Source organism: Streptomyces sp. NPDC001717 (assembly GCF_042892775.1).
Taxonomy (GTDB): domain Bacteria; phylum Actinomycetota; class Actinomycetes; order Streptomycetales; family Streptomycetaceae; genus Streptomyces.
The window spans coordinates 1-14380 of record NZ_JBIAUK010000023.1 but is presented as its reverse complement, the minus strand read 5'-3'; the positions used below and the strand labels follow the sequence as shown (position 1 = coordinate 14380).

The 14380-nt window shown below is 74.2% G+C and carries 14 protein-coding genes; 7 read left to right on the top strand and 7 right to left on the bottom strand.

Annotation, left to right across the window (positions count from 1 at the left end; genetic code table 11):
- Positions 1 to 2: 2 nt before the first annotated feature.
- Positions 3 to 647, top strand: a complete 645-nt coding sequence (locus ACFYZL_RS28765; protein WP_388682897.1) for a TetR/AcrR family transcriptional regulator — start codon at positions 3 to 5, stop codon at positions 645 to 647.
- Here the strand turns inward: ACFYZL_RS28765 and ACFYZL_RS28760 are convergent.
- A complete protein-coding gene (locus tag ACFYZL_RS28760) occupies positions 622 to 1575 on the bottom strand; it encodes an MASE1 domain-containing protein (RefSeq protein ID WP_388682895.1) in 954 nt (317 codons plus the stop codon). The genes ACFYZL_RS28765 and ACFYZL_RS28760 overlap by 26 nt on opposite strands.
- Before the next feature lie 171 nt (positions 1576 to 1746).
- Positions 1747 to 2592, bottom strand: coding sequence for a PP2C family protein-serine/threonine phosphatase (locus ACFYZL_RS28755; RefSeq protein WP_388682893.1), 846 nt, complete (start codon positions 2590 to 2592; stop codon positions 1747 to 1749).
- A 130-nt stretch (positions 2593 to 2722) separates the two neighbouring features.
- Between ACFYZL_RS28755 and ACFYZL_RS28750 the strand changes: the two genes are divergently transcribed.
- Positions 2723 to 3505 carry an MBL fold metallo-hydrolase gene (locus ACFYZL_RS28750; protein WP_388682890.1) on the top strand — a complete coding sequence of 261 codons (783 nt, stop codon included), beginning with the start codon at positions 2723 to 2725 and terminating at the stop codon, positions 3503 to 3505.
- A gap of 91 nt (positions 3506 to 3596) precedes the next feature.
- The gene (locus ACFYZL_RS28745) at positions 3597 to 4028 is read left to right on the top strand and encodes a VOC family protein (protein WP_384746300.1); all 432 of its coding nucleotides are present in this window, start codon (positions 3597 to 3599) and stop codon (positions 4026 to 4028) included.
- Here ACFYZL_RS28745 and ACFYZL_RS28740 read toward each other — a convergent pair.
- Positions 3958 to 5391, bottom strand: coding sequence for an ATP-binding protein (locus tag ACFYZL_RS28740; protein WP_388683070.1), 1434 nt, complete (start codon positions 5389 to 5391; stop codon positions 3958 to 3960). The genes ACFYZL_RS28745 and ACFYZL_RS28740 overlap by 71 nt on opposite strands.
- 67 nt (positions 5392 to 5458) lie before the next feature.
- Positions 5459 to 6136 (bottom strand): response regulator transcription factor, encoded by a 678-nt coding sequence (locus ACFYZL_RS28735; RefSeq protein ID WP_384746299.1) that lies wholly within the window; start codon positions 6134 to 6136, stop codon positions 5459 to 5461.
- 136 nt (positions 6137 to 6272) lie between these two features.
- Between ACFYZL_RS28735 and ACFYZL_RS28730 the strand changes: the two genes are divergently transcribed.
- The 3 genes from ACFYZL_RS28730 to ACFYZL_RS28720 all read left to right on the top strand — a co-directional run bounded on the left by ACFYZL_RS28730 (position 6273) and on the right by ACFYZL_RS28720 (position 8546).
- Entirely contained in the window at positions 6273 to 6887 is a 615-nt protein-coding gene (locus ACFYZL_RS28730; protein WP_384746298.1) for a hypothetical protein, read from the top strand.
- A 104-nt stretch (positions 6888 to 6991) separates the two neighbouring features.
- A complete protein-coding gene (locus tag ACFYZL_RS28725) occupies positions 6992 to 7846 on the top strand; it encodes a hypothetical protein (RefSeq protein WP_388682887.1) in 855 nt (284 codons plus the stop codon).
- Positions 7847 to 7934: 88 nt separating this feature from the next.
- Positions 7935 to 8546 (top strand): dihydrofolate reductase family protein, encoded by a 612-nt coding sequence (locus tag ACFYZL_RS28720; RefSeq protein ID WP_388682884.1) that lies wholly within the window; start codon positions 7935 to 7937, stop codon positions 8544 to 8546.
- Between the two features lie 4 nt (positions 8547 to 8550).
- Here the strand turns inward: ACFYZL_RS28720 and ACFYZL_RS28715 are convergent, their stop codons facing one another.
- The 3 genes from ACFYZL_RS28715 to ACFYZL_RS28705 form a co-directional block, all read right to left on the bottom strand.
- Entirely contained in the window at positions 8551 to 9801 is a 1251-nt protein-coding gene (locus ACFYZL_RS28715) for an FAD-dependent monooxygenase (RefSeq protein ID WP_388682882.1), read from the bottom strand.
- A gap of 178 nt (positions 9802 to 9979) precedes the next feature.
- A complete protein-coding gene (locus ACFYZL_RS28710; RefSeq protein WP_384746294.1) occupies positions 9980 to 11296 on the bottom strand; it encodes an LCP family protein in 1317 nt (438 codons plus the stop codon).
- 105 nt (positions 11297 to 11401) lie between these two features.
- Complete coding sequence (locus tag ACFYZL_RS28705) at positions 11402 to 13036, bottom strand: N,N-dimethylformamidase beta subunit family domain-containing protein (protein WP_388682879.1); 1635 nt, start codon at positions 13034 to 13036, stop codon at positions 11402 to 11404.
- Between the two features lie 219 nt (positions 13037 to 13255).
- On the opposite strand from ACFYZL_RS28705, the gene ACFYZL_RS28700 reads away from it, so the two are divergent.
- Positions 13256 to 14245: an Acg family FMN-binding oxidoreductase gene (locus ACFYZL_RS28700; protein WP_388682877.1), complete on the top strand. Its 990-nt coding sequence runs from the start codon at positions 13256 to 13258 to the stop codon at positions 14243 to 14245.
- The last annotated feature ends 135 nt before the right edge of the window (positions 14246 to 14380 follow it).

Genomic DNA, 14380 nt, shown 5'->3' with positions numbered 1-14380 from the left:
TTATGACAGTCAGTGGGGAAGCCGAGCCGGGAAGCGTGCGCCCCGGGGGCCGTACGGCCCGGGTCCGGGCCGCGGTGCTGGAGGCGGCCGGGGACACCCTCGCCGAGCAGGGCTTCCACGGGCTGGACCTGGCGGAGATCGCCCGCCGCGCCGAGGTGGGGAAGACGACCGTGTACCGCCGCTGGGGAACCGTCACCGGCCTGGTCGCGGACCTGCTGGCGGACATGGCGGAACAGTCCCTGCCGCGCGCCGAGACCGGCTCGCTGTCGGAGGACATGCGGGCGAACGCCGCCCTCGTGCGACGCACGCTGACCGACCCCCGTCAGGGGGCGCTGTTCAAGGCCGTGATCGCCGCCGCCACCAGCGACGCGAAGACCGCGGAGGCGCTGCACCGCTTCTACGAGGTCCGCGTCGCCGAGTGGGCGCCGTGCGTCCGGGAGGCCGTCGAGCGGGGCGAGCTACCCGAGGGCACCGACGCCGCCGAGGTCGTCCGCGCGGTCTCGGCCCCCCTCTACTACCGCTTCCTGACCTCCGGAGCACCGTTGGACGAGGCCACGGCGGAACGCGCGGCGTCGGCCGCCGTCGCGGCGGCCCGCGCGGGGGTGTTCGCGAGCGCACCCGTCACCGATCGGGTTTCCCACGGCTGAGCTGGTCCACGAGTTCGGCGAGGTCCTCACAGACCTGTTCGATCTTCAGGCGGACGTTGTTCTGCTCGGCGACGAGCGCCGACAGCAGCAGGCCCGTGAGGGCCGCGGCCCCGTTGAGGGCCTGGAGGTTGACCATGATCTCGAAGAGGGTGCGACCGGCGAACGGCCCCTCCCGGTCGATGGCGGCCGAGATCGCCACGACGGAGATGATCAGGGCGCACGGCGCGCTCCCGGCCAGTTGGAAACGTACCGCCGCCCAGATGAGCAGCGGGAACACCAGGAACAGCAGGGACAGCCTGGTCTGGGTGACCAAGAGGGTGACGCCCACCGCCGCCGCCAACAACGCGACCGCCTCCGCCACGCGGTAGGCGTCGGCGGGCCACCTGAGCGTGGGCAGGACGAGCAGCATCGGGGTCACGATCAGCACCCCCATGGCGTCCCCCGCCCACCAGGCCCACCACGTCGGCCAGAAGTCGGCGGCCGGCAGGTCCCCGGTCAGCAACAGCGTCCCGGTCCCGGCGCTCGCGCTGATCAGCATGGGGAAGAGGCCGCCCAGGAAGACCAGCGCCAGCCCGTCGCGCAGCCGGTCCAGCTCGATGCGGAAGCCGACCCGGCGCAGCAGCAGGTACGCGCACAACGGGGCGAGGGTGTTCCCGGCGACGATGCCCAGACCGGGCGCGTCGAAGGTGGTGATCTGTTGGATCGCGAGGTACGTGCCGATCGCGATCCCCGGCCAGATCCCGATGCCCAGCCACAGCAGGCAGGCGACGGCGACGCCGGTAGGCGGCCACAGGGGCGTGACGATCGCTCCCTCGACGACCACGCGATGCCGCAGGCCGAGCCGGGCGCTCGCGTAGTAGACGACGGCGACGGCGAGGATCGGCAGGATGACCGCGGGGAAACGTCGCCATGGCTCGGTGCGCACCACAGCATCAGACAACAGTCGCCCTGCCGGGCGGACCGTGACACGCGCGAGCGGAGGTCAGGGCTCCGTCACGGCCGGTCGGCCCGCTCAGGGCCGCCATCGCTCGTCATGGACCCTCATGGGCCGTCATGGGCCGCCGTTCGTGGCTCGTCATGGGCCGTCACGGGCTGTCGTTCAGCGCTCGTCAGGCCTCGTTCCGGCCCGCTCCGGCCCGTCATGGCTGAGGACGAGCACCGCGGCGTCGTCGGCGTGCCCGGTGGAATCGGCCACCTTCATCACCTCGGCGGCCAGCTCCTCGGGGTCGGTGCCGGCCCCTTCCCTGACCACGCGCACCACCCGCTCCAGCCCCTCGTCGAGAGGGAACGCCGGTCCTTCGACCACTCCGTCGGTGAGGAGGACGATCGACCCGGCGGCGGCGATCGGGCGGCGGGTGACCGCGTACCCGCCGCCGGGCAGCATGCCCAGCGGCGGACCTCCGGCGTCCTCGGCGATCCCGCACCGACCGTCGACCGTGGCCCAGACGGCGGGGACGTGACCGGCCCTGGCGCTTTCGATCTCCCACGTCTCCGGGTCGAAGCGGAGCAGGGTGCACGTGGCGAACAGTTCCCGGTCCATGGCCAGCAGCACCTCGTTCGCCCTGGTCAGCACTTCGCCGGGGTCGTCGACCACGGAGGCCACGGCGCGCAGGCCGATGCGGACCTGTCCCATGAAGGCCGCCGCCTCCACGTCGTGGCCCTGCACGTCGCCGATGGAGAAGGCGAGGGCGCCCTCGGACAACCGGAAGCCGTCGTACCAGTCGCCGCCTATGTCCAGTCCGTGCCGGGCGGGCGCGTACCGGGCCGCGGCCCGCAGTCCGGGCACGACGGGCAGCGAGGTCGGCAGCAGCTCGCGCTGCAGCGCCTCGGCCAGCTCCACACGGGCCTGCTGGTGCTCCACCCCTTCCCGGGTCTGCGCCGCGAGCCGCCGCAGGGTGCTCAGCAGCTCGGCGCTGGTCGCCCGCGGCGTCCGCCGCGGGCTCATGGACCGCTCCGAGGTGCAGGTGAATCCATTCGCCTCTGCTTCCGACGTACGAAAAGCCCGCCCCTCATCGTATTTCCGGACGGCCCGCCGCGCGCGTCCCGCCCGGAACGGCCACTCCTAGACTCCCGGGATGACCAGTGATCTTCTCCGTGTGACGGTTCTCGGATCCGCGACGCCCTATCCCGACGTGGACAACGCCTGCTCCGGCTACCTGGTGTCCGGGGGCGGCACGCGGGTGTGGGTGGACGCGGGCACCGGCACCCTGGCGCAGCTCCGGCGGCACGTGGGCCTCGACGAGCTGGACGCGATATGGATCTCGCACCTGCACGCGGACCACACCGCCGACCTCCTCACCGCCTACTACGGCGCGCTCTACGCGGACGTACGGCTGCCCGCGCCGATCCCGCTGTACGGGCCGCCGGGCATCGCCGACCGGCTGGCGGACTTCCTCACCAACACCTCGAACCGCAGCCCCGTCGAGTCGGCGTTCGCCGTCCACGAGCTGTACGACGGCCACCGGGCACGGGTCGGTGCGCTCACGCTGACCAGCCGGTCCGTGGAGCACGGTGTGCCCGCCTTCGCCGTACGGATCGAGGACGGCGGCGGCTCCGCGGGCGGGTCCCTGGTGTACTCGGGGGACACCGCCCCGTGTGCCGCGCTGACCGAGCTGGCCCGGGGGTGCGACGTACTGCTGTGCGAGGCCGACAGCACGGAGCCGCCGGCCGTCGGCGAGCGGGTGCACCACACGCCCGAGGACGCCGGCGACACGGCGGGCGCGGCCGGGGCCGGACGGCTGGTCGTCACGCACGTGGGGCCCTCCCTCACCCCGGAGCAGGCGGTGTCACGGGCCGCCGCGCGGTACCGGGGGCCCGTGGAGTACGCCGCGCCGGGCGCGGAGTTCGTCGTCCGTTAGGGCGGAGTCGCGTTTTCGGCGTGCGCCGGGGCGGCCTCGTGGGCGACGGTGGGACCGGCCGGACCCGCCGGCGCAGCTGAGGAGGCTCTGCGTGAACTGGACACTCGAAGTGGTCCTGGTGCCCGTCACCGACCTGGACCGGGCGAAGGAGTTCTACGCCGACAAGGTGGGCTTCACGGTCGACCTGGACGCCGAGGTCGCCCCCGGGGTGCGCATCCTGCAGCTGACCCCGCCCGGCTCCCGGTGCTCCATCACGATGGAACGGGGCATGCCGTCGATGCCCGGGACGGAGCCGATGGAGCCGGGGACCCTGCGGGGCCTCCAGCTCTGCGTCACGGACATCGAGGCGGCCCGCGACGAGCTGGTGGCCCGGGGCGTGGACGTGTCGCCCGTCCGGCACATCGGCGACGACGGGTGGGAGGACGGGAAGGGCGACACCTGGAACTCGTTCCTCACGTTCGCTGATCCGGACGGGAACGGCTGGATCGTGCAGGAGGCTCCTTCGGAGCTGTCCCAGCGCTGAGCCCCGACGACGCCGGTGCCTCCGTCGGCGCCGGCGGCAGGCGGACCACGAAGCGGGCCCCGCGCGGGGAGTCCTCGGCGGTGAGCGTGCCACCGTGATGTGCGGTCAGGTCGCGGGCGATGGCGAGGCCCAGGCCGGCGCCGCCGTGGTCGCGGCTGCGGGCGTCGTCGAGGCGGGTGAACCGTTCGAAGACCCGCTCCCGGTCCTCCGCAGGGATGCCGGGACCGTCGTCGGTGACCTCCAGCACGGCGGTGTGCTCCCCGCCGTGCAGGACGACCCGGACCTCGCGGTCCGCGAAGAGCTGGGCGTTGTCGAGCAGGTTCGTCACCACCCGGGTGAGCCACAGCTCGCTGCCGGACACCGGGAGCGGGGGCGCCGGCTCCGTCCGCACGGGGACGCGGTCCCCCAGACGGGCGTCGACGGCGGCCCCGACCAGTGCGGTCAGGTCGAGCGGGACGGCCGCCACGGGCTGGGCGGCGTCGATGCGGGCGAGCAGGAGCAGGTCGGCGGCGAGCTGCTGGAGGCGCTCGGTGTCCTCCAGCGCGCCGCCGATCAGCTCGGGCCACAGCTCCGGGTCCCGGACCGCGAGGGCCACTTCCAGCTGGGTGCGCAGCACGGTGATGGGGCTGCGCAGCTCGTGCGAGGCGTCGGCGATGAACTGGCGCTGGCGGACGCCGGAGGCCTCCAGCCGGTCCAGGGTGGTGTTCATGGTCTGCGCGAGCCGGGCGACCTCGTCGCGGGTGTCCGGCACGGGCACCCGGCGGTGCAGGTCTCGGTCGGTGATGGCGGCCACCTCGGCGCGGATGGCCTCGACCGGGCCGAGGGCCCGGCCGGTGACCCGCCAGGTGACGAGGCCGACGGTGAGCAGGAGCAGCGGTACGCCGAAGGCGAGCGCGGCGGTGGTGGTGTCGTCGGCGGCGTCGACGTCGCGCAGGGAGGTGCCCGCGTAGACGGTGATGACGCCGTCGGGGGTGTCCGTGGTGACCTGGACGACCTGCTGGCGGTGTTCGACGCCGAGCGGGCGGCCCTTCCAGGCCCGGACGCGCCTGCCGGGCACCGGGGCTTCGGCGGGGCCGATCGGGGGGACTCCGGCCAGGTTGGGGGTGGCCAGCACGACCCGGCCGTCGGCTCCGACGACCTGGACGAAGTCCACTCCGTGGACGAGCGGCCGCACCCGGTCGAGGTTGCCCGCGGCCGCCAGCCGGGCCACGCTCTGGGCCTGCCGGAGCGCGTCCTCCTCGGCGCCGCGGACCAGGTTGGCCTCCAGCAGTCCGAGCAGGACGTACGAGGCCAGGGTCAGGGCCAGGGCGACCACGGCGACGGCGCCCGCGGTGGCCCGGGCGCGGACGGTCGTGGGCCACAGGCGGCGCGGCCCGGGCAGCCGGCGCAGGCGGTGGGGCCCGTGGGGGCGGCGGCGCGGGGCCGCGGATTCAGCCACCGTCGGCCGCCAGCCGGTAGCCGGCGCCGCGCACGGTCTCCAGCGCCGCCCGGCCGAACGGAGCGTCGATCTTGCGGCGCACGGCGCTGATGTGGACCTCGACGACGTTGGGGTCTCCGTCGAAGGCGCTGTCCCAGACCTGTTCGAGTATCTCCCGCTTCGGTATCACCTCGCCGGGGCGCCGGGCGAGGTATTCGAGCACGGCGAACTCTCGCGCCGTCAGGCGGATCCGGGTGTCGCCGCGGGAGCACAGGTGGCGGGCGGGGTCGAGCACCAGGTCTCCGAAGCGCATGGTCTGCGGGCTGCGGCGGCCGGTGCGCCGGCCGAGCGCCCGGAGGCGGGCGACGAGGACGAGGTAGGAGAACGGCTTCGAGAGGAAGTCGTCGGCGCCGGTGTCCAGGGCCTCCGCCTCGTCGTACTCGCCGTCCTTGGCGGTGAGCATGAGGATGCCCGATTCGACGCCGGCGGCGCGCAGCCGGGCACAGACCCGGTATCCGTTGAGACCGGGCAGCATGATGTCGAGCACGATGACGTCGTAGTCGTGCTCGGTGGCCATCCACAGCCCTTGCGGGCCGTCGTGGGCCAGGTCCACCGTGAATCCCTCGGCCTGCAGCCCCCGCTGCAGGGCCACGGCGAGCCGCCGTTCGTCTTCCACCACCAGTACGCGCATGGCGCCCAGGGTCTCAGGCCGCGCGGACGTGAGGCTGAAGGGGTCTTCAGGAGGCTTCAGGTGGGCTTCAGCTTTGCCTGCGCATGCTCTGGGCGAGCAGCCGGGCGGAGTGCCCGGGGTCATGAGGAGCACCCGTATGTCTGAGTCTTTCCCCCCGCCGCCGGAGCAGCAGCCGCACCCGGAGCCCGAGCAGACGGCGCAGTTCGAGCAGCCGGCCGCGGAACCCGCGAAGTCCGCCGGTGCCGCGCGGCTCGTTCCGCGCGGCAAGGGCGCCCGCTGGGCGGCGATCGGCGCGGCCGTGGTGCTCGTGAGCGGCGGGACGGCCGCGCTGACGGCGCTGGCCGTGTCCGGCCACCACCGCGACGGCCACCCGGTCCGCTTCGAGGTGCGCGAGGGCGGTCCGCAGGGCCCGCACAAGGCCGGTCCCGAGGGGATGGGCAAGGGCGGGCGGCCCGAGGGCATGGGCAAGCACCGCGAGGGGCTGCCGGGCGGGCCCGGGGAGCACGGCGCCGGGGGCCTGAAGAAGGCGGCTCCCGCGCCGCTGCCGTCGCCGCCGATCGGCGAGGCGGTGGAGAAGGCCGCGGCGGCCGTGACCGGCGGCAAGGTCGAGGGCATCCGGGTGGTCGGGCAGGAGGGCGGCGGCAGCGCGTGGCGGGCCGTGGTGGTCGGTCCGGACGGCGTCCGGCACGCCGTCACGGTGTCCGGTACGGACGGGGCGATCACGGGCAACGTGGTCCTGTCCGGCCGCTGACGCACACGGGGCGGCGGGCCCGAGGACTCGGGCCCTGGGGGCGCCGGAGTGGGACGGCGGGCCCGGGGACTCGGGTCCGCCGCCGGCTGAAGTAGCGTTTGGTCATGAGCACGCCCCCGCCGCCCCAACAGCCGCCCACCGGCCCGTACGGGCCCCCGCAGCCCGCGAATCCGTACGGCGGAGGGCAGTACCCGCAGCAGCCGTTCCCCCAGCAGTACCCGCCTCGGCCCTACCCGCCGCAGCCCTATCCGCCGCAGCCGTTCCCGCAGCAGCCCTACCCCGGTCAAGGCCCCTGGGGACAGCCGCCGATGGGGCCGCCGCCGCGCAAGAGCCGGACCGGCATGGTGGTCTGGATCGTCGTGGGCTCGTTGGTCGGACTCGGGGTCCTCGGGTTCGCGGTGGACCGGATGTCCATGGCGAGCGGAGCGGGCTTCCCGAAGGCCGAGTACCGGCTCACGCTGCCGAAGACCCTGCTGGGGGGCGAGTTCGAACTGGACGAGGACCTGTCGCGGAAGAGCAGGGAGAATCTGGAGGACACGTACTCCTCCACGCTCCGCAACCCTCAGGGTGTTGCCGGTCGGTACACGTCGGACTCGCCGCAAGGGCTGACCGTCCTCGCCATTTCGGGGATGTACGGCCAGTCGAAAGACCCTGTGGGGGGTCGCAGGAAGATGCTGCACGGCGCCGCCGACAACAACGACGCGACCCTGGCGGTCCCGCCCCGGAACATCACTCCCGCGGGTTCCGACATCACCCTGTCCTGCCAGGTTCTGACGGCGAAGCAGGACGGTGGCACGGTCACCATGCCCATGTGCGCCTGGGCGGACGGGAACACTCAAGCCGTGGTCGGCGTCGTCAGGCTGGAGGGTCCGCAACAGGACCCCAAGTCCGTCGACCTCGCGAAGCTGGCCGACACCACCCTCCGGGTGCGCGCGGAGACCCGTCGGCCGATCGGCTGACCGGGCGCGCCGCCGACCGCTTCGGCCGGCGGCGCCGTCTACTGGGAGCGTCAGGGATCACGACGGCTTCTGTGGAGGACGGGCCGGCATGCGGAAGATCGCGGCACAGCTTTTCATCTCGCTCGACGGCGTCGTGGAGGCGCCCGACCAGTGGCACTTCCCTTACTTCAACGAGGAGATGGGGGCGGCCGTGGACGCCACCCTCGGCTCGGCCGACACGCTGCTCCTCGGCCGCAGGACCTACGAAAGCTTCGCCGGGGCCTGGCCCGGGCGGGAAGCCGCCGGTGGTGAGGACGCCCCCTTCGCCAAGGTCCTCGGCGACGCGAGGAAGATCGTCGTGTCGCACCGGCCGCTCGACCCGGGCTGGCGCAACTCCGAGCGCGTCGAGGGCGATCTGGCCGCCGCTGTCACGGCCCTGAAGAACGGGCCGGGCACCGGTCGCGTCTGGATCAGCGGCTCGGTCTCCGTGGTCCGTCAACTGACGGCCGCGGGGCTGCTGGACGAGCTGAACCTGCTGGTGCACCCGATCGCCGTGCGCAAGGGCCTGCGGCTCTTCGAGGAGGGCGAGACCACCGTCCCGCTGACGCTGCTCTCGTGCGAGACCTTCCGGACCGGGGTGCTGAACCTGTTCTACTCCCCGACCGCCTCGGCCGGCCACGGCACGTACGAGGACGCCAAGACCCACCTCCCCCGGCACTGACCGCTCAGGGGGCCGACGCCATGGCCTGGCCGCCGATCCCCGCGGCGCCCCCGAGCTGCCCCTGCCACCAGGCTTCGACCTCGCCTCGGCCCATCGCCGCCCAGTCGGGGGTCCGCTCGACCTGGGCGCGGCCCAGGCGGCGGGCCAGCGCCACCAGTTCGCGTCCGGCCGGGCCCCGCGCCTCCTGGTAGGCGTGCAGCAGTTCGTCCCACGAGGCGGCGGCGCCCCAGGCGGATTCGAAGGCGGCCGCGTCCTGTAGCGCCTTGGCCGCCCCGCTGGTGTTGTGCGGCCGCACCACGGTGGCGGCGTCACCGGCGAGGAGGAGGCGCCCGGCGGTGGTCCGGGCGGTCTCCAGGTCGTAGATCGGCTGGACGAAGGTGTCCTCCGGCGGGGTCAGCGCGAGCAGCCGGGCCCAGTACGGAGGGAACTCCCGGGCGAGCAAATCGGCGAGTCCGTCCGCGAGTTCCGCGGTCAGCCGGCCCGGGGGGAAGCTCGTCGGGTCGTCGAGGCGCAGGTTCCCGGACCGCGGGGGCACCGCGTAGAGGACCCAGTTCACGCGGGTGCCGTCCGGGCCGGGGATGCGGTAGACGACGCAACTGCCGCCGGGGAAGCACACGGTGGTCACGGCGTCGGAGGGCCAGACGTCGGCCTCGCCGAGTCCGTCCAGCAGCCGGGCGTCGAAGTTCCCGCGCCAGCAGACGTATCCGGCGTAGTGCGGGCGGGATCCGGGGCAGACCGCGTCACGGACCACCGAACGGTACCCGTCGGCGCCGACGACGAGGTCGTGGCGTTCGAGGTCCCCACCGGCGTCGGCCGGCCCCGAGAGCACCAGCTCGACCTGCCCGCCCTCACCGGCCCCGTCCCGGGCGACGGAGGTCACCGTGACGCCCTGCCGATAGACGACGGAGGCGGGCGTCGCCTCGCGCAGCCCGCGCCACAACAGGCCCCAGTGGTACGAGTGGAAGGGGAACGGCTGCTCCCAGAACAGCTTCCCGGCGGGCGACGCGGAGCCGTCCCGCACCACCCACCGGCGGCGGGTCAGCCGGTGGGTGGGGATCCCTGCGGGCAGTGTGCCCGTGGCGGCGAGTTCGGCGGCCCGTTCGTCGTGGACGCACAGGCCCACTCCCCGGTCGGCCATCCGCCCGCCGGTGCGTTCGAAGACCACCACGCGCTCCGCTCCGGCCCGCGCGGCCGCCGAGGCGAACGCGCAGCCCGCGATGCTCCCGCCGACCACTGCCACCGTTCCGCCCCGCATGCCCGCTCCTTCGTCCCGTCCCGCGCCGCCGGATCCGCCGCCGGATCCGCCGCCGGATCCGCCGCCACCATGCTGTCCGCCCGGCGGCGGGGAACGCGAGGGCCGGCCGGAGTATGGCGTCCGATCGGGTGTATCAGGCCGGGAATCGACGGTGCGCCGGCTCGGAGGGAACGCCGGCTCAGTTGTCGACCGGGCTCGTCCCGGCCCGGCGGGCCCGGGAGCCCAGGCAACCGAGCCGGTCGCCGGTGGTCGGGGCGCCGTCGAGGGTGTTCCGGTCGTACGTCACGGTCTTGACGCCGACGGACCGGGTGCCGACGGCGACGTCGAAGTACGCGTCGTGGCCCGGGACGACCTGGCGGCGGGCTCCGGGCAGCGCTGCCGCCAGTGTCGCCGCGTCGTCCTCCAGCCCGGGGGCGTACCGGATCACCGGGGGGCCCGCCGGGCGTCGCGCGGGGGCCGATGCCGAGGTGTCGGTGACGGCGAATCCGGCGGCCCGCAGGGCCGTGGCCACGTCGGCCCGGTCCACACGGACCTTGATGCCGGCGGGGTTGGTGCGCGCCGGGGTCTCGGGGACGGGCTGGATCCGGGTGTCGCCCGTGATCCGCCGGTCCTGCGCCAGCGCGTCCCACAGGGCGCGGGAGCGTTCCTCGTCCCAGACGAGGGTGGATCCCACGCCGGGTACCCGGTTGTCGAAGAGCCGGATCGGGACGGTGGCGAACTCGGTCCGTTCCGGAGTCAGCCTGCCCGCCGCCATGCCGAGGCGGACCAGGTCGGCGGCGTTCGTGCCCTCGTCGGTGCGCACGGACCCGAGCAGGGTCCGTACGGTGTCGGCGGTCGCCACCGGGTCGGCCAGGGCGCCTTCGAGGGTGAGGCGGCTCAGCAGGTCCGAGACCGCGCGCTGTTGGCGCCGGACCCGGCCGAGATCGCCGGGGCGTTCGATGTGCCGGGCGCGGACGTAGCGCAGCGCGATCCGGCCGTTGGCGTTGTGGATGCCGGGGGTGAGGTCGAGTCCGGAGTTCTCGTCCTGGAGGTGCTTGTCGGTGCAGAGGGTCGCTCCGCCGAGGCCGTTGATCGCCTGCTCGAAGCCGGAGAAGCCGGTTTCGAGGTAGTGGTCGACGTGCAGGCCGGTGACCTTCTCGACGGTCTTGACCGTCAGGGGCCCGCCGCCCCGTTTGTACGCGCCGTTGATCTTGCCGCGGACCCCGGTGCCGTCCGCGTACTCGACGTACGAGTCCCGCGGGATCGACACCACGCTCGCCCGGCGGCCGTCCTGCGACAGGTGCACGAGCATCATGACGTCGGTGCAGTTGCATCCGGCGCCGCCGACGTGCAGCCGGTCCTTCTCCGCTTTGGACAGCCCTTCCCGGCTGTCGATGCCGACGACGAGGACGTTCGTCCCCCGGCCGGTGGCGGAACCGGCGGCGGGCGGGCCGGCCCAGGCGGCGCCGGAGACCAGCGTGGTGAGGAGGGTCAGGGCGGTGGCGAGACGCAGCATCGGACACTCCAAGGAAGCCGGGGCCGACCGTCGACGTGTCGCCGGTCGGATGGTCGTCGGATGGTCGGAGGCCGACGCTAGCGACTGCGGAGCAGGGCGCTCCGGTTACACGCCGGAGGCTGGTCTTGTCGGGGTACCGTCCGCACCGTAGTGGAGGGGCACGTTGTCCAGCGCGGGCCGCGCGCTCCCCGCGGGGCCGGCGGCGAAGGCGCGCAGGACGTTCTCGGTGACGGTGCGCGTGAACCTCCCGGTGCGGGCGTCCAGTCCGTGTTTCACCTTGGCGCCGGCGAGACCCGCCTCCAGGGATTCCACCCAGCGCATCGTGCCCGTCGCGAAGAGGCCGGCGCCGGACGGCAGCGAGGCGTAGACGGTGTCCGCGTACGTGTGCCGCCCTTTGTGGACGACCGGCGAGTGGGCCAGGATCTCGACCGGCCGGGGCGTGGGGTACCTCAGGTCGATCCGGTCGAACTCGACGCCGACGAGGTGGCGGAAGGACTCCCCCGAGGCCGCCCCGGTGCCGGCGAGCAGCCAGTGCCCGGGCCGGGTCACCACGAGGGGCGCGTCGACCGGATAGCCGTCGTAGATGACGCCCAGCAGGCTGCTCTCGGGCTCGGGGGACGGCCGGCGCCGGTAGTCGTTCGTGGGTGGCAGGCCGCGCCGGAACCCGGGGTCCAGGGCGTAGTCGTCCTTGTAGCAGACGACGGTCCGGTCGGCTCCCACGGTGGATTCCCGGAGCCGTACGCGCCGGTAGCAGCAGTTCGCCCCGAACACGGCCAGGTTCGTGCCCGCGTCCCGGGCCTCGGTCACGTTGCCGCGCTGCTCGGGGCTCCAGTACTCGTCGTGGCCGGGCGAGACGAGGGCCACCGCCCCCCGCGGCAGTGCCCGGTCGCGGGCCACGTCGATCCCGGTGGCGTAGGCGAGCGGCATCCCGATCCGCTCCGCCAGGGCGAGCAGCGGTGCCTCGTAGGTGAGGAACTGGCCCGCGCCGCGGGCGTTCGTGTAGGGCCGGTCGAAGGTGACCGCGAGGGAACGCGAGCCCGACTTGCCGGTGGTGCCCGTGTACAGGTCGGCGCCGCCCCAGCGGTTGTACGCCTGCCAGGTGGCGACCGCGTTGACGAAGAGCATCCGGCCGGCGGCCGAGGCGGAGCGCACGGTGACGGGGACGTACCGCTGCGCCCGCTCACCGCCGACGGTGTCCAGTCGCAGCAGGTAGTTCCCCTCGGGCCAGCCGGTGGTGTCGGCCTCGGCGGTCCGCCGCCACTCGGCGCGCGCGCTCCTCGTGGCCGGATCGACCCGCACCGCCGGCTGGAGCACCCCGGGCAGCGCGGGCGAACGCCACACCAGGCGGGCGCGGGCACCGCCGTACCAGCCCATGCGGTAGGCGGAGACGGTGTAGGAGGGCGCCTTCGTCGAAACCCTCAGGCCGAGGGGCTCGCCCGGGAGGACGGAGGTGCGGTCGGCGAAGCCCTCGATCGCGCGGGCCTTGCCGACGTGGGTGATGCTCCAGTCCGGATCGCCGGGGCGCCGGTTCTCGGCCGCCACGTCGAAGGGCGGGGGCCAGACCTCCGTCACGGGTGCGGGAGCGGGAGCGGCGGCCGGGGGCCCGGCGGGAGCCGGAGCGGCGGCCGCGGGGAGCGGTGCCGATACGACGAAGCCGGCCGCGAGGCCGAGCACCCGTCGGCGGGCCGGGCCCGCACGGTGCGCGGGAGCCGTCGGCCCGGGGTCCTCGGTCCGTCCCATGGCCATCCCTCGCCTCCAGGCCGGCTCCGGGCGAGCCGGGCCCGGTCACCGTACGGCACGCCGGTCCGGCCCCTCGGGCAACGACGGCCGGCGGCGTGTCCGAAGTGCCCCGACCCGGGCCGGTCGTTCCCGGCCGAATGGTCCCTTCCTGAGACAATTGGCACGAGAAGTGGTGAAGTCGCCGAGGGCAGCCGCGCACGCAGGTGAAAGGTGAATCCCATGACCGCTCCGCTCCTGGACGCCCCGGCCGCCGTCGCCCTCGTCGAGGACGCGATCACGGCGCCGTCCATGCACAACGCCCAGCCCTGGAGGTTCGTCTTCCGGCCGGACACCGGCGTCATCGAGCTGCACGGGGATCCGGAACGGACCATGCCGCAGGCCGACCCGGATCACAGGGCCCTGCACCTGAGCTGCGCCGCCGCACTGTTCAACCTGCGCGTGTCCGCCGTCCACGCGGGCTGGGGTCCCGTGGTGGAGCTGCTGCCGGACAGCGGCGATCCGTGGTTCCTGGCGTCCGTGGCCCTGCGGTCGCCGACGTCCGCGGACGCCGACCTCGCCCCCCTGCACCCCGCGCTGCGGCGTCGTCACACCAGCCGCTTTCCCTTCACCGAGGAGGACATCGAGGAGCCGCTGTTGGACGCCCTGCGGGGCGCCGCGCTCCTGGAGGGGTGCCGCCTGGCCGTGCCGGACGCCTGGCACACCGAGACGCTGCTGGGCCTGGTCCACGACGCCGAGCACCGCGAGGACACCGATCCCGCGCTGCGCGCGGAGACCACGGCGTGGACGGGTACGGGTGCGCCCGGCGAGGAGGAACGACCGGACGGGATCCCGGCCGAGGCCTTCGGGCCCGTGCGGTCCGGGCCCGGGGCCACCGTGCGCGACTTCGGCCGCTCCCGTCACGTACCCAGCCGGGGATGGGCGGTCTTCGAGCGCCGGCCGCACATCGCGCTGCTGGGCACGGCGGGCGACGCCCCCGGAGACTGGCTGCTGGCGGGTCAGGCCATGCAGCGGGTCCTGCTCCAGGCCACCTCGGACGGTCTGGTCACCTCCCTGACCTCGCAGCCGCTGGAGTGGCCCGAACTCCGTCCGACGGTGCGCGACCCGCTGGCGGGGATGAGTCACGTCCAGATGGTGATCCGGCTCGGCTACGGCCCGCAGGGCCCGGTGACGCCGAGGCGCGCGGTCGCCGACGTGCTCGACACGCGCTGACCACCGGGACATGACGCGTCGGGGGGGGGGGGGGGGCGCGCGGGCGCCCCCCCCCCCCCGCGCCGCGCGCCCCCCCCCCCCCCCACCGGGCGGCCGGGCGGGCCCCCGCCACCCCCCAAGTAAAAAAAGCCCTCG